A 19694-nucleotide genomic window follows, 5' to 3' on the forward strand; every position below is an offset into this window, starting at 1 on the left:
TTTATACAGATAGTATAAATCGTTTTGTAATAAAAAGGTGCTTAATTTTGTACTTTTACTCATCGGTCTTGGTATGCTGTTTTTTTTCTTATTTATATGTTTTCGTAAAACATATATTTTAATTAGTATAGTTATGAATTCGTTTAAGGTTACATAAGATTTTTTTTATGTAGTAAATTGCACAAAAAAAGAGGAGTTGATAATTTGGTGATTATCAACTTCTCTTTCGTAAATTATTTATTATTTCTTTTGACTATTTAATTTAATAATTTCAAGTACTACATCAACGGCTTTTTCCATTGCTTCTTCAGAAACATATTCAAAGCGTCCATGCATGTTCTCGCCACCAGCAAATAAGTTTGGTGTTGGTAAACCCATGAAAGAAATTGTTGAACCATCTGTCCCACCACGAACTGGTGCTTCATCTGATTCAATGTTCAAGTTCTTCATTGCCTCTTCAGCAATCTTAACAACTTCCATGTGATCCTTCATGATCTCATACATGTTGTAGTATTGATCTTTCATATCAATCTTAACTGTATCAGCCCCATACTTATCATTCAAGGCTTTAACGATCTCAGTAATCTTGTTCTTACGAGCTTCAAGACCGTCGCGTTCAAAGTCACGGATAATATAAGCCATATCGGTGTGATCGATTGTTCCTGTTTCATCTGTCAACAAGAAGAAACCTTCGCGACCTTCAGTCTTTTCCGGCACTTCATCAGCTGGCAGCATGCTTTGGAATTCATTAGCAATCAACATTGAGTTGACCATGATTCCCTTAGCACCTGAAGGGTGAACATCTTTACCAGTAATGTGAACTTTCAAACCAGCAGCGCTAAATGTTTCGTATTCAAGTTGACCAAGTGGTCCTCCGTCAACAGTATAAGCAAAGTCTGCACCGAAATCTTTAACATCAAAGTGTGTTGCCCCAGTACCAATTTCCTCATCGGGTCCAAAACCAATCTTGATCTTACCATGTTTGATTTCAGGATGATTGATCAAATATTCCATTGCTGTGATAATTTCAGATACACCTGATTTATCATCTGAGCCTAATAATGTGTCACCACTAGTAGTGATAAGTGTTTGACCAGCATAGTTCTTCAATGAAGCAAAGACTGCTGGATCGAGTGTATACTTACCTGCCTCATCAAGCTTGATAACACTCTTGCCATCGTAATTTTCAACGATTTTTGGCTTAATATCCTCTGAATTAAAATCAGCAGTATCAACGTGAGAAAGTAATCCCAAGACTGGAACATCATAATCAAGATTTGAAGGCAATTCAGCGGTCAAATATGAATCAACTTTGCGAATCTTAACATCACTCAAACCGATTTCCATCAATTCTTCAGCCAACTTCTTGAGAAACTCTGTTTGTCTCTCAGTTGAAGGAATTGTTGTGGAATTCTCATCTGAACGAGTATTCTGTTTTGCATATTCCAAAAAACGTGGAATCAATTTTTCATATTTTATTGCCATTTTTATACGCTCCCTATAAAAAATTATATGGTTCTGTATCTACCTCTGATTGTACTATATCTAAATCTAATTTATTAGACCTTTTCCAATCATTTAGGATATTTGCCATTTCTTTTATAAAGACAGCTTCAACGTGATGTCCAGGATCGACAACATTTAAGCCATTAGCCATCATATCGTGGGCTGTATGATAATAAACATCACCCGTAATAAAGGTATCGGCACCAGCTTTTAAAACCTCAGGATAGAATTTACCAGCGTCTCCACCGATAATTGCAACTTTGTGTACTTTTTGACCTAAATCAGATTTTACATAACGCAAATTTGATAAATGATAAGCATCACGCACCATTTTGGCAAAATCAACTAGATCCATTGGTTCTTTTGTTTCACCCATTCGGCCTATTGAATAGTCATCGTTTTCGTCTAAGAAACGAACATTTTGTAAGCCAAGCTCTTCCATCAACCAGTCATTCATACCATTATGAGCCTTATCTAAGTTAGTATGACTAGCATAAACAGAAATGTTATGTGTCAACAAATCACGATACATCTTATTTTGTGGTGAAGCTAAATCAAGATTGTGAGCTGCATGAAACATCACTGGATGATGAGCCACGATTAGGTCAACTTTCTTGTCAATTGCTTCAGCAACAACGTTTGGACGAACATCGAGTGTTGTCATTACACGATTTACTGTTTGTTGACGGTCACCCATTTGAAAACCAGTTGGATCACCGTCCATTTTAATTGATAATGGAGCAAATTCTTCTATGCGATTAATAATATCTTGAACTTTAACCATTTATAGTATCCCCTCAATATATTGAATATTTTGGTTCATAACATCAATTTTTGCTTGATCAATTTTCTTAGCATAGCCCATATTTGCAACTGCTTTGTGATAGCCATTCAACTTGTGTTCCCACTTAGCAACAAAAGTTGGTGTCTTCTTTTGCATCAAAACAGGTCCCATTAATAACTCGGCATCGGTCAGGGTAATAGGTTCAGTGACTTTTTCAGCTTTAATGATTTCATAAACGTGACGATCTTCTTCAACGATATCTTCATCAACGATTTTGAAACCATTTTCTACTAACCAGCGACGTACCAGCGGTTCACCAATGTTAGGTTGTAATACTAAAGTTTTTACGTGTGATAATTGCTCTGCAGTCGCATTAGTAAGAATATTTTGAATCAATATTCCACCCATACCAGCAATTACTACGGTATCGATTAAATCATCTGCTTTGATAACGGCTAATCCGTCACCTAAACGTACGTCGATTTTGTCACTAAGACCAAACTTGTCAACGTCCTCTTTTGAACGTGACATTGGTCCCTTGGCAACCTCACCAGCAATGGCATAATTTGCCACTTTTTCTTCAATTAATTCTACTGGTAAATAGGCGTGATCTGATCCAATATCAGCCACTCTTGTATTTGCGTCAACCATTTGATAAACGGCTTGTAATCTCTTTGAAAGTAAAGTCACTTTAACCTCTATTCTGCAGTCTTTTTGTCTAAGTCTGTCATGTATTCACGTGTCATTGGCATAGCAGTTCCACTAGGTCCATTTGTTAATAAGAATTGGATAACATCAATATTACCACTTTCAAATGAAGCAGCACAGGCTTGAAGATACAAGTCCCACATTCTTACAAATCTTTCACCATACATTTCATTAACTTGATCTTTAACTTTATCAAAATTGCGGTCCCAAATTTCAACTGTCTTTTGGTAATGACGACGTAATGGTTCAAGGTCATCAATTTGTAGACCAGCATCTAAAATATGACCAACATTTTCCTTGACATCAGGAATGTAGCCACCTGGGAAGATATACTTAACTAACCAAGCATCGACACCAACACCGTAATGTTGACCAGTAATACCATGAATCAAGGCATTTCCATCTGGCTTCAAAAGCTTCTTAACCATTTCAAAGTAACCAGGCAAGTTTTCCTTACCAACGTGTTCGAACATACCAACAGAAACAACGTGATCAAATTTTTCGTTAACTTCACGGTAATCTTCGAGCATAACTTCCATTTGGTCACCAAGATTTTCATCTTGAATCTTTTGGTTAACAAAATCATATTGTTCTTGACTAAGCGTAACACCCTTGGCCTTCAAACCATATTCTTTAGCAGCAGTAAACATCATTGTTCCCCAACCACAGCCAATATCAAGAATTGTTTCACCAGGCTTAGTATTCAATTTATTCAAAATGTGGTGTACTTTGTTCATTTGGGCTTGTTCCAAAGTATCTTCTGGTGTTCTGAAATAAGCACATGAGTAAGTCATTGTATCATCAAGCCATAACTTGTAGAAATCATTACCGATATCATAGTGTTCTTGAATTTCTTTTTTATTTCCCTCTTCAGTGTGACTGAACTTAGGAATGTATTTCTTTAATTTCAAACTGGACATGAAACTATCTGATTGCGTATAGGCGGAGGTAATCAATTTTTGAATTGAACCGTCAATCTCAATCTTCTTATCCATGTAGGCTTCACCTAATGTCAAAGTAGCATGTTTAACAACTTCCGAAATTGGAACTTTTTCATTAAACTTGATAGTTATATCAGATTTTCCCTCTGGTCCATAAAGTTTCTCTTTACCATCCCAAAAGACAACCTTAATAGGAATAGTAAATGAACGTGAAAATATTTCGTCGTAAATCTTTTTATCTAACATAACATCCTCCAAAAAAATAGATATATTAATTGTAAATCAAATTATGAAAAAATATAAACATAAAAGTTTATTTTTCAGAAACAAATCTCAAAGTGTCCTTTTTTTAAGTGTCTTTTATCTAACATGTTATTTATATTTGCCATCTCCAGAGCGGAGACATCATTAGACTACATTCTGGAAAAGGAAATTTTAAATATTCACCTAGAAGGAACAAGAAATTAGGTCCCCATAGCGACCTAATTTTTTTGTTCCTGAAGGCGGCATAAAAAAAGACCGCCTTTTGGCAGTCTTTAGTTGCTTATTATTCCAAGAAATCCTTCAATTGTTTTGATCTTGAAGGGTGACGTAATTTTCTTAATGCTTTGGCTTCAATTTGACGAATTCTTTCACGAGTAACACCGAAGACTTTACCTACTTCTTCAAGTGTTCTTGTCCGACCGTCATCCAAACCGAAACGAAGACGTAAGACGTTTTCTTCACGGTCTGTTAAAGTATCAAGGACATTTTCCAATTGTTCCTTCAAAAGTTCATATGAAGCGTGATCTTCTGGACTTGTTGCGTCTGAATCTTCAATGAAGTCACCAAGGTGTGAATCATCCTCTTCACCAATAGGTGTTTCCAATGAAACTGGTTCTTGAGCAATCTTCAAGATATCACGAACTTTACCAGTAGGCATATCCATTTCAGCACCAATTTCTTCAGGAAGTGGTTCACGACCTAAATCTTGAAGTAATTGACGTTGGATTCTGATCAACTTGTTGATAGTTTCAACCATGTGAACAGGAATACGGATTGTTCTAGCTTGGTCAGCAATAGCACGAGTAATGGCCTGTCTGATCCACCAGGTTGCATAAGTTGAGAACTTGAAACCTAGACGGTAATCAAACTTTTCAACGGCCTTCATTAGACCCATGTTACCTTCTTGAATCAAATCCAAGAATTGCATCCCACGTCCAACATAACGTTTAGCAATTGAAACAACCAAACGTAAGTTAGCTTCAGCTAATGCTTGTTTAGCTTCTTCATCACCTTGTTCAATCTTCAAAGCTAAATCAACTTCTTGTTGAGCATTAAGCAAAGGAACACGACCAATTTCCTTTAGATACATACGAACAGGATCGTTAACTTTAATATCAGTAGCGGCAGCTGTTGCTTCTTTTTTACTCTTGCTAGCTTCCTTCTTTTCTTTAAGAAGTGCTAACTTACTAGGATTGCCCTTTTCATCAACAACACCGATACCAACATCTTCAAGTTCACTAACGAAGTTTGTTAAAGCTTCGCCCTTAAGCTTGTAAGGCTTGATAATCTTTTCTTGAAGGTCATCTTCCGTGATCTTACCAGTTTTCTTAAGGTCTTTGATAAGTTTCTTTGTTGCTGCTTTTAATTCTTTCGATACTGCTGGTTTTTTAGTAGTAGCCATATATATTTATTCCTCCAGTATGCTTAATTGCTAAGGATTCTTCTTACATCAACCAATTGCTTCACTAACTCCATCTGCAATTTGTTGTCACCAACCATCGCCGCCTTTTTGAGTTGCTCATTGATTTCCGCCAACTGTGTTTCCAAGTCAGAATTCTTGATGTTATTAATATAATCATCAATTTCTTGATCATTATATTCATCAGGCATATTCATCATTTCTAATTCCGCTAAAAGATTTTTATCATCATTATCCAAAACGTTCATGAAATCGGAAACATTGATTTCATCGTCATCAATGTCATCTTGTTCCACATATGACAATAACGCATCAAAAATCCGTTGGTAATTTTGATGAACAAACTTGAATCCTTCACCTTTCAAGTTAATCCTAACTTCGGGGAAATTAATTGCCCAATACAATAAGTAGCGTTCAGATTTTTCCAAACGATTATATTTTGGCTTAACGGTTGAAGTTACCGCTGCGACAGCTTTTTGCTGAACATCTTTATAATTATTAGCCAGCTCTTGAATCTTGATCTGACGTCGCAAAGCATCTAATTCTTTGTTGATAGCTTCCTTAGACACGTGCATTTCGTCAGCGACCTTGCCAACATACATATCGATTTCAACAGGTGATTGTAATTTTACTATTTCGTGTAACGATTGATTCAGAAACTCTAACTGATCATGCTCATTATTCAGGTTATAGTTACGCTTAAAGTAATTCAAAATAAAGGCAATCGGTGTCTGCACACCATTATTAGCTAAATTTTGAAACTTCTCAAAACCCTCACTTCTGATATATTCATCAGGATCCTTTTTATCAGGGATACTAATGACACCATATGTGAACCGTTCATCAGTCAACTGGGTCAAAGCCCGATAAGTAGCCTCAACACCGGGATCATCGCCATCGTAACAAACATTGATCTTATCAGTTAAACGACTCAACACGTAAAGCTGCTGATCCGTTAAACTAGTACCCATTGATGCAACACCATTGGTAACACCGGCTTTATACGCACTAATAACATCCATAAAGCCTTCAAACAAAATCACATTACCCTTTTCACGGATTTCTTTTTTGGCATTATTCAAATTGAACAATGTTTTACCCTTATTAAAGATTTCCGTTTCCGGACTATTCATGTACTTGGCTGTCGAAGCCGCCTTGTCTAAAATACGTCCTGAAAAAGCAATGATATTACCGGATTCATCAGTTATTGGAATCATCACTCGATCACGAAAACGGTCGAACAATTCACCCTCCTGATTTTCAGCAAAGAGTCCTGATTTTCTCAAGATATCTTCATTAATATCCCGGTCTTTGAAGAACTGTAAAAGCAAGTTATTGTTATTCGGTGCATAGCCGATACCAAAGGTTTGAATCAAGTCATCCGAAAGCTCACGATTCTTGAGATACTTCATTGCTGGAGTACCATTTTCAGTCTTAGTCAAAATGTGACTGTAAAGCTTAGCCGCATCGGCGTACATCTTTAACAATGTTTGACTGTCAGAATTCTGATATTGCGTGTTGCTAGCTTCGTATTGATCAGGAACAGAGATATTTCCCATCTGCGCTACTTCAATTACTGCTTCGGGGAAAGTTTTGTTCTCCATTTCCATGATGAACTTATAAACATTGCCACCACGACCACAACTAAAGCAATGAAAAATTTGCTTGTCCTCTGCGACTGAAAACGATGGAGTTCGTTCTTCATGAAACGGGCAAAGTCCAAACAAATTCTTACCTGACTTCTTTAATTGTACATACTTACTAATAACATCGACAATATTCGTCTTCGAGGTAACCTCATCAATGAATTCCTGCGGAATTCTCGTTGCCATGGCCGTCACCTCCTCATATGTTTATCAATACAGAGAAACATAATCTAACACATTCATTTTGGGAAAACAAACATGTTGCATCATTCCACCAGCGACGTAGAAATAAAAAAGTGCTCCCACAAAAAGTGCAAACTGGGACCACTAGCCGCTTGTCAAATATTAATTATACTCGGTTGTATGTAAAAGTCTAGCTAAATGTTTACCTAATATTTACAATGAGCCCTTCTCTGTACACATGACTTTTTCACTTTGTTCCTCAGTTAGTACATTAATTTTAGAATTTTTTGATGTTAATGATTTTGCTCTAGACTATTTATCTGCTATAATATTGTCATACAAATGAACGCGTACCTAGTACGCCACTGGACGAATATAGACTAATCTCTATGTTCGTCCTTTTATTTTTGGAGAATAATATTGAGTAACGATAAACCATTTAAAACGATTGAAGAACAGATATCACTACTTAAATCCAGAAATCTTGTTTTCGAAAATGAGGACACAGCAAAATCCATGTTGTTTCGGTATGGGTATTACGAAATAATCAATGGTTATAAAGACAAATTTCTCGTCAATAGTTCTAATGATAATGAGGGATTCTTGCCAAACACTACTTTTGAACATATATATGCTCTATACAAATTAGACAAAAACATCCGTGGAGATATTAAAAATTCTCTAGAGGATTTCGAGCTATCATTCAAACAAGCTCTGGCCTACGCTATCTCTGAAGAATATTCTGATAACGATTCTAAGTATACTCAAATTTCACATTATGATGTGGGCGAAGCACATAGAAAGAGAAATGGCGGTTCAGAAACAGACAGAGACCGTTTACTTTGGAAATTAAATTTTATTATCAAATATAATGAGTACGAACCTTATAAACATTATCGGGAAGAACATGGAAATGTTCCACCTTGGATTACTGTTAAAGGCCTGTCCTTTGGACAAAGTATTTTTTTATACAAATTAAGTAAACAAAATGTTAGAGATAAGGTAGTCTCAAAAATATTTTCACTAGATTATCAATTAATACCAGTTATAGATAATGATTTTCACGTCAGACAAGCATTTGGAGATTTACTATCATTAGCACTTTTTTACAGAAATCATGCATCACATGGTGATCGTGTGTACAATCAAAAAAGTAATAAATTTGGTCTCAGATATTCAAAATTATTATATCCCAATATTATAAAGGAATCTCACGACGATTTTAATCATGGTCTGGGGAGAAGTAGCATTGGTACATTGTTGTGCTGCTTAAAAATAGTAGAAAACTCTGATTGCTACTATTCTCTACTGTCATGGTTAACGGTTCACATCAACGAGTATTTAAACCTTTATCCTTTGGATTTAAGCTTTTTGAATTCAGAGATGGAACTAAACTTAACTGAAATAAATTTAACACTCAAACATAAATAGCTTTAGGTAATCTTGAGCAAAGTCTTAGACAAAAAGAACCATCACAAGAAATTTTTAATTTCTGTGATGGTTCTTTTTTCGGTAATCATATAAAAACCTATAAATTAAATTAGCATTTTTAAATCATGGGTTCGCAGCATGATGATGAACCCGTCATTACCACAATTATCTAAATTATTTGGTAACAATCTTAGACAAATCACCCAAGTTAGCAATCAAATGGTTAGCAATAACTAATTGTGTCAAACGGTTGTTCTTAACTTTTTCATCTTTAGCCATGATCATATTTTCATCGAAGTATGAATCGATAACTGGACGTAAAGCTGCCAATTGTTTGAATAAGTCTTCAGCATTATCGTCGTTGACTTTGGCTACTTTTTCTTTCAATTGTGATTCTGAAGGATTTTCGAACAGGCTATCATCAACTGTTAAATCATCTGAGTAACCAAACGTAGCTTTCTTAGATAAGTTAACGATTCTACCAAGTGCTTCCATGACAACCTTGAAGTCATCATCTTTAACGTGGTTTTGTAGTACTTCAGCAACATCGATCATCGCGATTGGATCAACATTTGAACCTGAAGCTACGGCGTCAACGATGTCATTTCGAATATCTTTTTGGTTCAACAATTGACGAACACGATCAATCATGAATTCGTTGATTGCTTTTTCATTCTTGCCAAGATCTAGTTTAGCAGGAACTGTTAAGTTGGCCTTCAAGAAGTCTTGTAAGTCTTCAAGATTCATTGACCATTGATAATTATCAAGAATTCTAACAATACCATAAGCTTGACGACGCAAAGCATATGGATCATTTGAACCACTAGGAATTAGGTCAACTGCATAAAATGTTACTAATGAATCAATCTTATCAGCAATGGCTAAAGCAGCACCAACTTTACTTGCAGGTAATGCTCCCTCAGCTGAGATTGGCATGTAGTGTTCACGAACGGCTTGGGCAACTGCCTTAGTTTCACCCATGATTTCGGCATACTTCTCACCCATAACACCTTGTAGTTCAGGGAATTCTTCAACCATACTTGTAACAAGATCAAACTTGTAAATATCACTGGCACGTAGTAAATCTTTTGTTTCAGTTGCATCAAGTTTGAATAATTTAGCTAAATGTTCTGCAATTTGGTGAACACGAGCCATTTTTTCATACATAGTACCGATCTTAACGTGGAAGTTAACTGACTTAAGCTTTTCAACATAATCAGCAATCGTCTTCTTTTGGTCTTCTTTAAAGAAGAAATCAGCATCTTCAAGACGAGCCACAAGCACTTTTTCGTTACCACGAATAACATTTTCGATATGTTCAGTATTACCATTTCTTACACCAATAAAGTATGGTGCAAGTTTGCCAGCTTGATCACGAACGTAGAAGTATCTTTGGTTATCCTTCATTGAAGTAATTAGAACTTCTTCGGGGATTTCCAAATACTTCTTATCAAATGAACCGGCAAAAGTTGTTGGGAACTCAACTAGATTGTTAACTTCTTCAAGCAAATCAGGATCTACATCGATATCCCAATCATGATCTGCTGCGATTTTAGCAATTTGGTCAGAAATAATTTGTTTACGTTCTTTAGCATCAACAATTACAAATTGTGACTTAAGTTTTGCGACATAATTATCAGCATCGTCAATTTCAACGTCCTCACCAAGGAATCTGTGTCCACGTGTCATGCGGCCTGATGTGATATCAAGAATTTTAACAGGAACTTCTTCAGTACCAAGTAGTGAAACTAACCAGTGAATTGGACGAATATATTCGAAATCATATGAACCCCAGCGCATTCTAGTTGGGAAAGTGATAGCCTTGATAACTTCATCCATATGGCTTAAAACAGTTTCAACTTTTTGACCGTCTTCGTGTTTTTGAATATAAGCATATTCAACGCCCTTTAATTCTTCAAAGAAGATATCATCTGGTGTCATTCCCTGTCCACGGGCAAATCCTTGGGCAGCCTTAGTCCAGTTACCATCAGCATCTTGAGCAATTTTCTTTGAAGGGCCTTTAGCCTTAACATCAATATCAGTTTGCTTTTCAGCAATACCCTTAACCAAAATTGTTAAACGTCTTGGAGTTGAGAACTTTTCAACGGAGTCAAATGAAATACGGTTTTCCTTGAGAAATTTTTCAGCTCTTTGAGCAAATTGATTAACACTCTTTGTGACAACATGGGCTGGCATTTCTTCCAAACCGATTTCTAGTAAGTAATTTTTAGTCATTTTTGATCTCCTTTGCTGCTTCGCTATTTGCCAAAAGTGGGAAGCCACGTTTCTTTCTTTCTTCAACGAAGGCTTTAGCTACCTTGTGAGCCATCTTTCTAATACGTGACAAGAATGCAGCACGTTCAGTAACTGAAACAGCTCCACGAGCGTCAAGTAAGTTAAATGTATGTGAACATTTCAAGATGTAATCGTAAGCTGGGTGAACCAAACCTAGATCCATCAAGCGATTTGCTTCTTTTTCATAAGCATCAAAGAATGTGAATAACATATCTTGATTACTTTCTTCAAATGAGTATTTTGAGTGTTCGTATTCAGGTTCTTTGAAGATATCTCCATAAAGAACACCATCACCCCATTCCAAATCATAAACTGAGTTTACGTCTTGGATGTATGAAGCCAAACGTTCAACACCATAAGTAATTTCACTAGTTGTTGGGTGACATTGTAGTCCACCAACTTGTTGGAAGTATGTAAATTGAGAAACTTCCATACCATCTAGCCAAACTTCCCAACCAACACCGGCACAACCCATTGATGGGTTCTCCCAGTTATCTTCAACGAAACGAATATCATGTTCCAAAGGTTCAATACCTAAAGCACGTAATGAATCTAGGTAATATTCTTGGATATTTTCTGGAGCTGGCTTCATAACAACTTGGAATTGGTGGTGTTGATACAAACGATTAGGGTTTTCACCATAACGACCATCAGCAGGACGTCTTGAAGGTTCAACGTAAGCTGCATTCCAAGGTTCTGGTCCGATTGCACGTAAAAATGTGTAAGGACTCATTGTTCCGGCACCTTTTTCTGTATCGTATGCTTGCATCAACATACAACCTTTATCACCCCAAAATTTTTGAAGTGTGAGAATCATATTTTGAACATTTAACTTCTTTACCATTTTTTCTCCCTTCAGGCAGAACACAAAAAAATCCCTTGCAGTGTACACTTAGGCACTTTCTGCAAGGGACGAGTATTCGCGGTTCCACCCTAATTCAGGACCGAAGTCCTGCACTTTTATATTCGATTTAATTGTACGCCATAAATCTAATCGAAGCTTTCACTATTCTCCGTCGCTGTTTCAACATACATCAATATAACCATTTTTGTAACGATTGTCAATTACAAGTGCCAGCGTTTCATTTTATCTATGAACGTTTTACTTTTAGGATAATATCCGACTGTTCCTAAATAAATTGCATCGATTGCATGCTGAATTAGGTCTTTATTATTTTCTTTGATTTCAATCTTACCAACTTGATCTAAGCCGATTTTACTGAATAGTCGTAAAAAATAAACGATTCGTTTGGGTATATGTAGTCGATGAATATCACTATCAAAATGTTTTGAACACAACAAACCACCTAGAAGAACTGAGAAGTCAAAATTGCCTTCTGTTTCCCCACCGACAACACAAGCGTCCATGTTTGGTTCAACCCCAAATGCTTCGAGCAATTTCATTTGCATAATATTGACAATAATTTGAGCATCATAACCATTTTCGATATACAACAAAGCCTTAAACAACTGCCGATACCATCGATCTGGAACTGGATCATCGACAAATGCTTCGTGATACAAATCGAATAAAAATGTCGCATAAGCATTTAATTCGATGTCTTGCATGATTTCATTGAACTGTTTGATGTTACTTGCAGAATTTAAATACGATAAACCGTCATTTTTAACAATTCCGGAATATTCACCATACGAGAACGTAATAACGGAGCCTGATATTTTTGACTTAGCCGTTTGCGTACTGCGAACAAGAAATGTTTTAAAGCCATACTCTCGTGTCAAAATAGTTACCAGTGCATCCCGTTCCTTATAGCGTTGACGACGTACGACAATACCAAAAAAATTAGTTGGCGTGTTTGCCATTAATCTTTAATGTCTTTCATTGAATATCCTGCACTTGCCAAGAAGGCCTTGTCATCACGCCAATTCTTCTTAACACGAACCCAAAGTTTCAAGTTGATTTTTTCACCAAGCAAATGTTCAATCTTAATACGTGAGCCAATACCAATATTCTTCAACATTGCTCCACCACGACCAATAACGATTGGCTTTTGGCTCTCACGTTCAACGTAAATATTAGCCTCAATTTGAAGTTTTCCAGCCTCGCTACGTTGATTCATTGATTCAACAACGACCGCAATTGAGTGAGGAATTTCATCACGAGTATCTTCCAATATCTTTTCACGGATCAATTCTCCGACGATAAAGTATTCGGGGTGATCAGTAATTTGGTCATCAGCATAATATTGTGGTCCAACTGGTAAATGTTTTGTCAAAGTATCGATCAAATCATCAATATTATTACCGTTTGTTGCCGAAATAGGAATAATTTCGGCAAAATCCATCAAATCTTTGTATTCATCAATTTGTGGAGCCATTTCATCTGGGTTGATCAAATCAATTTTGTTTAGAACTAGAAAGACTGGTGCTTTAACTTTCTTTAATTCTTCAATGATGAATTTATCACCAGGTCCTGCTTGTTCACCGGCTTCAGTCATAAATAGAACTGCATCAACTTCTTTTAGAGCTGAAATGGCAGCTTTATCCATATATTGATCCAAATCATTGTGAGGTTTGTGAATACCAGGTGTATCCAAGAAAATAATTTGACGTTCATTGTCAGTATAAATTCCTTGAATCTTATTTCTAGTTGTTTGTGCCTTTGGTGATGTGATGGCAATTTGTTCTTTAATAATCCGGTTCATAAAAGTTGATTTACCAACATTGGGGCGTCCAATAATGGCAACGAAACCTGATTTGTAATTTTTATTATCCATAATTAATCCATGTCCTTATCACTGAATGCTAGTGGCAAAATTTCTTTAAAAGTATATTCTTTGAAATCATTTGTTTTGTTTGCTAAAAAGACGATATCGTCTGAATCCATAAATTCGCTCATAACTTGACGACAAGCGCCACAGGGCTTTGATAGTTCTTGAGTCCCATTAGTTATCACAATCTTTGAAACGTGCTTAGCACCTTCAGAAACAGCCTTAAAAATAGCCGTTCGTTCAGCACAGTTCGTTAATCCATATGAGGCATTTTCAACGTTAACACCAGAATAAATCTTTCCATCGTCACAGAGAACGGCTGCTCCAACCGTGTAATGTGAATAAGGGGCATAGGCATTTTCCATAGCTTGGCTTGCGACATCAAATAATTGCTTTTCAGTAATTTCCACTAGATCAGTCTCCTTTTTTGTGTATCTCAGTTAATAATTATAATACAGATGATTGTTTAAAAAAAAGAATTTGAAATAAAACTCAGAAACATGCACTGACGAATCAACTTCTCCAGTAAAATCTCTAAAAATTGTTCTTCAAACTTCCCACATTCTTAATCACAACTGAGTTACTGCCATCCGGATTCGTTTCAAATTCAATTGCATCCCTATTTTTCAATAAACTTATTGGTATATTGATTTCGATACCATTGTCTAGCTTAATCTTTTGTCGCTCATATTTTTTTTCAAAATAATTGATATTTGGCACTGTCACAACTGGATCAATAGCTTTCTTGGACAGTTGATCCTTGAACTCTGCTTTAGCGTCTTCTTTTTGCTCAAACACCACATCAGCAATGTAATCATTGTCAATCACACCATCTGTCTCGAGACTATCATGGATTGCCTGCTGCGTTTTAGAAGTAATCACAAAGTCATCTGCGTCATCATATTTTTCAGAAATTTTTTGAATTGATTTCTTAATCTGTTTAACATTGGTTGATACCTTACTTGGTATTGCTTTAACTTCAAGAAAATCCCTTGACATCAACCATTTACCGCTTTCACCAGTATATTGTTGCTCACGAATTTTTACTTTTTTGGCGTCAATCAAAATCATATTTTTGACGCCTTGTCCAGGCGAGGGCAAAATACTGTTGTTTTGAATGATGTTATTCACCAAAACATCCTCGTCATACTCAACGTTATGAATATAACGCTTAGTATAGTCCAACTTGGCAATCCCAATCACTGGGCCCAAATCATCAAGTTCAACATTAAAGAATAATAAGTCGCCGCCAGGAATTTTTTCATTTGCCTTAATAGCTTCAAAGTAATCCAAGGCAAACTTTTCCGTTAGTTGTTGAAATTCTTCACGGCCATTCCAAAACTGCTCAAGCATCGGAACTCGTGATAAATCTAGCTCCACATATTCACTATTTTCAAATTTATCGATTACTTTTTCAACATACTTAGAAACTTCAAGATTGCTCTGAGAAATCTTCTTTTGCGACAACACCACGTTGCCAGAATCCTTGTCCAAGATATGGTCAATTACGTTTAGAATTTTCATTAGTTTTCCTCTCTACCAACTACTCGTATTGAAATTCAATTTTAGTAAAAAAACAACACTCCAATTAATGAGGCATAAAAAAAGAAACCCAGTTTTACGGATTTCTTTTTGAACTAGGGATCACAATCCCCTCTGTTCGATTTATTTTTCTAAACCATAAGCACTTAGAATTTTTTCTTGCAAACCAATCATAACCTTCTCTTCTTCAGGTTTAATGTGGTCATAGCCATTCAAGTGTAAAATACCATGAACGATTGTGTAACCTAGTTCGCGATCAAATGAATGCTCGTAATCCTTAGCATGTTCATCAACTATTTCGACGCTGATAAACAAATCACCTAAATCAACTGGCAAATCAGGAATTTGTGCTTCCAAGTAATCCAATGAATCTTCACCATCGTTGATAGCAAAACTGATTACATCGGTTGCGCGGTCAGTATCACGATATTCCTTGTTGATTTCGTGAATCTTGTCTTTTGTTACAAAGTGAATCGACAATTGTGTATTGTCTTTTAAATCTAATTTATTGAATGTGAATTGGACAATATCCTTAACCCAATTTTCACGTGTTTGATCAATTAAATTATCATCATTATAAATTTCTAAGTCCATAATAATCCCCAGTAATTATTTTTCAATTTTGTCTGAATCTTCATAAGCATCGATAATTTCAGCAACAACTGGATGTCTAACAACATCAGCTGAACTAAAGTTAACAAATTCAACATGTGGTAAATTCGTCAAAATGTGTTGTGCTTGAACTAACCCACTACGAGTGTGTCCAGGCAAATCAATTTGTGAAATATCACCGTTAACAATCATTTTTGAACCAAAGCCTAAACGTGTCAAAAACATCTTCATTTGTTCACGAGTCGTGTTTTGAGCCTCATCCAAAATGACAAAGGCTTCATCCAAAGTCCGACCTCTCATATAAGCTAGAGGAGCAACTTCGATCACGCCACGTTCAAGTAGACGGCTTGTATGGTCTGAACCCATAATAGCATACAAAGCATCGTAAATTGGTCTCATGTATGGATCAACTTTTTCTTTCAAGTCACCCGGTAGGAAACCTAAGCTTTCACCTGCTTCAACAGCTGGACGAGTCAAAATAATTCTTTGAACAGTACCTTGTTTCAAAGCGGCAACTGCCATAACGACAGCTAAATAAGTTTTACCTGTACCAGCAGGTCCAATTCCGAAAGTAATATCATTATGATTGATAGCATTAACATACTGTCTTTGTCCAAAGTTTCTTACTCGAACAGGTTTACCACTAAAATCTTTAATCAGCTCATCTTTATAAAGATCGCCAAAGTAATCTAAGGTACCACGTTCAACCATCTTTAAGCCACTGACAACATCAGCTGCACCGAGACTTACTCCAGTTTGAACTAATTCCATTAATTTTCTAAGTAATGCTGTAGCGCTGTTGACATTAGCCTCAACGCCAGTTACATCTAGTTGATCGCCAAATGCGTGAATCTGGACATCTAAACCTTCCTCGATCAAATGCAAGTTACTGTCATTAACGCCAAAGAGGTTAACCGCATTTTGAGGATTTTTGATTTGAATGCTCTTTTTAATTTGTTCAACGTTTTCTGTCAATAAAGTTCGACCCTCCCGTGTATTACTATGAATGATAGCATATCTATGTTATTACAACTGTTGAATGGGCTCAAAATAGTAATTTACTAAAAAATAAATTAACGCCCCACTCATAGCTTTCAATATACCTACAAAAGCTTTATCCCGATTATTATTATTTTACCACTCTAATTATGCTAGTGAAATATAACTGAGCCAGTCAAACAACCTTTCAGATAAGCAATTTCCAACTCATTAAAGCCAATTAATTCAAATGAGTTTTATTAATTTATTGGGAGCAAAAAAATTGATTTTAAAACTACCGAAATTTGCTTTCTTTATTTCATTATCATCATTTTTCATATAAAATTGAATTTAAACATAAAAAAAGCCCAGCAAGCAAATTGCTTGTTTGGACTTTTTAAGTTTAACTATCGATTTAACGACGTTTCTTATTGCGCTTACGAGCAGCCTCTGACTTAAGCTTTCTCTTGACACTTGGCTTTTCGTAAAACTCACGTTTTCTATATTCTTGAAGAGTACCACTCTTTGAAACGGAACGTTTGAATCGACGAAGAGCATCATCAAGCGACTCGTTTTCACGAACGACGGTTTTTGCCATATGATAATCCCTCCTTCCGATTTTTAACGTAACTGTACTATTGCTCTAGCAGTTCATATGTTATTATAACAAAAAGAAGCTAATGTTCAAATATTTTTTTACATTTTTTTGGAGGAATTTATTATGAAACAGAAATTAGACGTTTTTGTTCTCTCTGACGGTGTCGGAGAAACTGCTTTGAGAGTTGCTAGAGCAGCATTTATCCAATTTCCCGAGATGGATACCACATTTACAAAATATCCATTTATAAAAAAAGATATTCAGCTAGATAACATCCTAGCGATGGCAAAAGACAAGCATGCAGTGGTTTTGCATACAATTGTCTCAAAAGAAATCTGTGAAAAGATCAATGAATTTTGCCAAGATAATGGAATCGTTTATTACGATATTTTAAACCCCATTATCGGAACTTTCTCCCAGATGACTCACCAAACACCTTTACGTAAAAAAGGTTTGTTACACGAACTTGATAAAAATTACTTTGATATGATCTCAGCCATGGAATTTACAATCACTAATGACGATGGTCAAAATCCAAAGGGTCTCCTAGAAGCAGATTTAGTCTTACTTGGAATCTCTAGAACTTCTAAAACACCCCTCTCGCTCTATCTAGCCAATAAAAACATTAAGGTAGCTAATCTACCACTTGGCCCTACAACAAACCTCCCAGAGCAATTATGGAGCGTTGACAAGAAAAAAATCATCGGCTTGACAAATGATACGAACGTTTTACTTAAAATTCGCCGTCAAAGAATGATTGCTTACGGATTAGATCCAGATACAACTTATTCTGACAGTGACGAAATCAAAAAAGAATTAGACTATTCAAACGAAATTTATAACGAACTCGGTTGCCCTGTAATCAACGTAGCTGACCGTTCAATTGAAGAGACAGCTGCCATTATTATGGAAAAGCTCCACTTTAATGGCTATCAAAATAGCTAGTTGAGACATAACTAATCAAAATTAAAAAGATTCAGACATTTTTTTACAATTGTCTGAATCTTTTTTGTTAAAATTCCAAAAACTAGTCTGCACATCTAGCAAATATTTCTCGATTCTGGAGACAGTAAAACCTGTTTAATACTTGCCAGCCAACAAATTCTCCCTCATTTCTGGATCAAACTTATTATTTCTTAGCATTTCAATTTCAGCCTTATATGGAGCAACCCCCTTTTTGTCATTCTCATCTTTCTTAACATAGGGTGTTTCCATAATCTTAGGGATATTTTCCAACTGTGGGTGATTAGCTACATAACTCAAAGCATCAAATCCAATTGTACCGAAACCGATATTGGTGTGACGATCTTTATGAGATCCCATTTCATTCTTGGAATCATTCAAATGAATTACTGATAATTTGTCTAAACCGATAATATGATCAAATTCATTCAAAACACCATCGAAATCATTTTTTACATCGTAACCAGCATCGCTCATATGACAAGTGTCCATCGTGACTGATAATTTATCATTTTGTTGGCAGTTATCAAAAATTTCAGCAATTTGTTCAAAAGTTATTCCGACTTCAGTTCCCTTACCAGCCATCGTTTCAATCGCAACACTAACTTTTTGATCTGGCATGATAGCTTCATTCAACGCTTGACCAATTTGTTTTAAAGCAACTTCGGGACCAGCCTTCAAATGGGCACCAGGATGAAAACTAATTGCTTCGATACCTAAAGCATCAGCGCGCATAAATTCATCGTGCATAAAGGAAATACCAAATGGTAATTTGTCAGGTTTAACAGTATTACCAAGGTTAACGATATATGGTGCGTGACCAATTATGTGATCAATGCCATACTCTTTTAAAAGTTTTTGACCTTCTGGAATTTTCATTTCAGAAACGTCCTTACGACGTGTGTTTTGAGGTGCACCAGTAAAAATCATCATTGCGTTAGCTCCATAGCTGTGTGCTTCTTCAGCTGAACCAACTAACATTTTGGGTGCTTTCATTGCAACATGTGATCCAATTATCATCAAAAAACCTCCCTGAATTTAACTACCAAAATTATAGCATAACGCGTTGTGCTAGTTATACCGTCTCCAGA

The 19694-nt window shown here is 36.0% G+C and carries 18 protein-coding genes; 2 read left to right on the forward strand and 16 right to left on the reverse strand.

Annotated features, from left to right (window positions below; all coding sequences use genetic code 11):
- Positions 1 to 240: 240 nt before the first annotated feature.
- The 6 genes from pepT to dnaG all read right to left on the reverse strand — a co-directional run bounded on the left by pepT (position 241) and on the right by dnaG (position 7455).
- Positions 241 to 1485 carry a peptidase T gene (gene pepT / locus FD31_RS00310; RefSeq protein WP_057890767.1) on the reverse strand — a complete coding sequence of 415 codons (1245 nt, stop codon included), beginning with the start codon at positions 1483 to 1485 and terminating at the stop codon, positions 241 to 243.
- Between the two features lie 13 nt (positions 1486 to 1498).
- The gene (locus FD31_RS00315) at positions 1499 to 2290 is read right to left on the reverse strand and encodes a Nif3-like dinuclear metal center hexameric protein (protein ID WP_057890768.1); all 792 of its coding nucleotides are present in this window, start codon (positions 2288 to 2290) and stop codon (positions 1499 to 1501) included.
- Positions 2291 to 2980 (reverse strand): tRNA (adenine(22)-N(1))-methyltransferase, encoded by a 690-nt coding sequence (locus FD31_RS00320; RefSeq protein WP_057890769.1) that lies wholly within the window; start codon positions 2978 to 2980, stop codon positions 2291 to 2293. It lies immediately after the preceding gene.
- Between the two features lie 8 nt (positions 2981 to 2988).
- Positions 2989 to 4185, reverse strand: coding sequence for an SAM-dependent methyltransferase (locus FD31_RS00325; RefSeq protein WP_057890770.1), 1197 nt, complete (start codon positions 4183 to 4185; stop codon positions 2989 to 2991).
- A gap of 301 nt (positions 4186 to 4486) precedes the next feature.
- Positions 4487 to 5605 carry an RNA polymerase sigma factor RpoD gene (gene rpoD, locus FD31_RS00330; protein WP_057890771.1) on the reverse strand — a complete coding sequence of 373 codons (1119 nt, stop codon included), beginning with the start codon at positions 5603 to 5605 and terminating at the stop codon, positions 4487 to 4489.
- A gap of 23 nt (positions 5606 to 5628) precedes the next feature.
- Positions 5629 to 7455, reverse strand: coding sequence for a DNA primase (gene dnaG / locus FD31_RS00335; RefSeq protein ID WP_057890772.1), 1827 nt, complete (start codon positions 7453 to 7455; stop codon positions 5629 to 5631).
- Between the two features lie 417 nt (positions 7456 to 7872).
- Here dnaG and FD31_RS00340 point away from each other — a divergent pair, with 417 nt between their 5' ends.
- Positions 7873 to 8883 (forward strand): Abi family protein, encoded by a 1011-nt coding sequence (locus FD31_RS00340; RefSeq protein ID WP_057890773.1) that lies wholly within the window; start codon positions 7873 to 7875, stop codon positions 8881 to 8883.
- A gap of 174 nt (positions 8884 to 9057) precedes the next feature.
- Here FD31_RS00340 and glyS read toward each other — a convergent pair whose 3' ends face one another.
- From glyS to rpsU, 9 genes are all read right to left on the reverse strand, one after another.
- On the reverse strand, positions 9058 to 11118 hold the full coding sequence (gene glyS / locus FD31_RS00345; protein WP_057890774.1) for a glycine--tRNA ligase subunit beta: 2061 nt from the start codon (positions 11116 to 11118) through the stop codon (positions 9058 to 9060).
- Positions 11111 to 12022, reverse strand: coding sequence for a glycine--tRNA ligase subunit alpha (gene glyQ / locus FD31_RS00350; protein ID WP_057890775.1), 912 nt, complete (start codon positions 12020 to 12022; stop codon positions 11111 to 11113). Before glyQ ends, glyS begins: the two co-directional genes overlap by 8 nt.
- Before the next feature lie 221 nt (positions 12023 to 12243).
- Entirely contained in the window at positions 12244 to 13002 is a 759-nt protein-coding gene (recO, locus tag FD31_RS00355; protein WP_057890776.1) for a DNA repair protein RecO, read from the reverse strand.
- Entirely contained in the window at positions 13002 to 13916 is a 915-nt protein-coding gene (era, locus tag FD31_RS00360) for a GTPase Era (RefSeq protein WP_057890777.1), read from the reverse strand. The genes recO and era overlap by 1 nt, the downstream gene beginning before the upstream one ends.
- A 2-nt stretch (positions 13917 to 13918) precedes the next feature.
- Positions 13919 to 14320 (reverse strand): cytidine deaminase, encoded by a 402-nt coding sequence (locus FD31_RS00365; RefSeq protein ID WP_083483534.1) that lies wholly within the window; start codon positions 14318 to 14320, stop codon positions 13919 to 13921.
- 124 nt (positions 14321 to 14444) lie between these two features.
- Positions 14445 to 15434: a nucleoid-associated protein gene (locus FD31_RS00370; RefSeq protein ID WP_057890778.1), complete on the reverse strand. Its 990-nt coding sequence runs from the start codon at positions 15432 to 15434 to the stop codon at positions 14445 to 14447.
- A gap of 141 nt (positions 15435 to 15575) precedes the next feature.
- On the reverse strand, positions 15576 to 16046 hold the full coding sequence (gene ybeY / locus FD31_RS00375; protein WP_057890779.1) for an rRNA maturation RNase YbeY: 471 nt from the start codon (positions 16044 to 16046) through the stop codon (positions 15576 to 15578).
- Positions 16047 to 16061: 15 nt separating this feature from the next.
- Positions 16062 to 17039, reverse strand: coding sequence for a PhoH family protein (locus FD31_RS00380; protein WP_057890780.1), 978 nt, complete (start codon positions 17037 to 17039; stop codon positions 16062 to 16064).
- A 418-nt stretch (positions 17040 to 17457) separates the two neighbouring features.
- Positions 17458 to 17640, reverse strand: a complete 183-nt coding sequence (rpsU, locus tag FD31_RS00385) for a 30S ribosomal protein S21 (RefSeq protein WP_010019742.1) — start codon at positions 17638 to 17640, stop codon at positions 17458 to 17460.
- 123 nt (positions 17641 to 17763) lie between these two features.
- Between rpsU and FD31_RS00390 the strand changes: the two genes are divergently transcribed.
- Positions 17764 to 18585: a pyruvate, water dikinase regulatory protein gene (locus tag FD31_RS00390; protein ID WP_057890781.1), complete on the forward strand. Its 822-nt coding sequence runs from the start codon at positions 17764 to 17766 to the stop codon at positions 18583 to 18585.
- A gap of 135 nt (positions 18586 to 18720) precedes the next feature.
- On the opposite strand, the gene FD31_RS00395 is transcribed toward FD31_RS00390, so the two are convergent.
- Complete coding sequence (locus FD31_RS00395) at positions 18721 to 19623, reverse strand: deoxyribonuclease IV (protein WP_057890782.1); 903 nt, start codon at positions 19621 to 19623, stop codon at positions 18721 to 18723.
- Between the last annotated feature and the right edge of the window lie 71 nt (positions 19624 to 19694).

It is taken from the genome of Companilactobacillus nantensis DSM 16982, assembly GCF_001435815.1.
Classification (GTDB): domain Bacteria; phylum Bacillota; class Bacilli; order Lactobacillales; family Lactobacillaceae; genus Companilactobacillus; species Companilactobacillus nantensis.

Excerpts from the sequence above, each read along its gene's own strand:
- rpsU (WP_010019742.1), bottom strand. The coding sequence starts at position 17,640 with ATGGCAAAAACCGTCGTTCGTGAAAACGAGTCGCTTGATGATGCTCTT.
- ybeY (WP_057890779.1), bottom strand. The coding sequence starts at position 16,046 with ATGGACTTAGAAATTTATAATGATGATAATTTAATTGATCAAACACGT.
- dnaG (WP_057890772.1), bottom strand. The coding sequence starts at position 7,455 with ATGGCAACGAGAATTCCGCAGGAATTCATTGATGAGGTTACCTCGAAG.
- recO (WP_057890776.1), bottom strand. The coding sequence starts at position 13,002 with ATGGCAAACACGCCAACTAATTTTTTTGGTATTGTCGTACGTCGTCAA.
- FD31_RS00315 (WP_057890768.1), bottom strand. The coding sequence starts at position 2,290 with ATGGTTAAAGTTCAAGATATTATTAATCGCATAGAAGAATTTGCTCCA.
- FD31_RS00325 (WP_057890770.1), bottom strand. The coding sequence starts at position 4,185 with ATGTTAGATAAAAAGATTTACGACGAAATATTTTCACGTTCATTTACT.
- rpoD (WP_057890771.1), bottom strand. The coding sequence starts at position 5,605 with ATGGCTACTACTAAAAAACCAGCAGTATCGAAAGAATTAAAAGCAGCA.
- era (WP_057890777.1), bottom strand. The coding sequence starts at position 13,916 with ATGGATAATAAAAATTACAAATCAGGTTTCGTTGCCATTATTGGACGC.
- pepT (WP_057890767.1), bottom strand. The coding sequence starts at position 1,485 with ATGGCAATAAAATATGAAAAATTGATTCCACGTTTTTTGGAATATGCA.
- glyQ (WP_057890775.1), bottom strand. The coding sequence starts at position 12,022 with ATGGTAAAGAAGTTAAATGTTCAAAATATGATTCTCACACTTCAAAAA.
- FD31_RS00370 (WP_057890778.1), bottom strand. The coding sequence starts at position 15,434 with ATGAAAATTCTAAACGTAATTGACCATATCTTGGACAAGGATTCTGGC.
- FD31_RS00390 (WP_057890781.1), top strand. The coding sequence starts at position 17,764 with ATGAAACAGAAATTAGACGTTTTTGTTCTCTCTGACGGTGTCGGAGAA.
- FD31_RS00395 (WP_057890782.1), bottom strand. The coding sequence starts at position 19,623 with ATGATAATTGGATCACATGTTGCAATGAAAGCACCCAAAATGTTAGTT.
- glyS (WP_057890774.1), bottom strand. The coding sequence starts at position 11,118 with ATGACTAAAAATTACTTACTAGAAATCGGTTTGGAAGAAATGCCAGCC.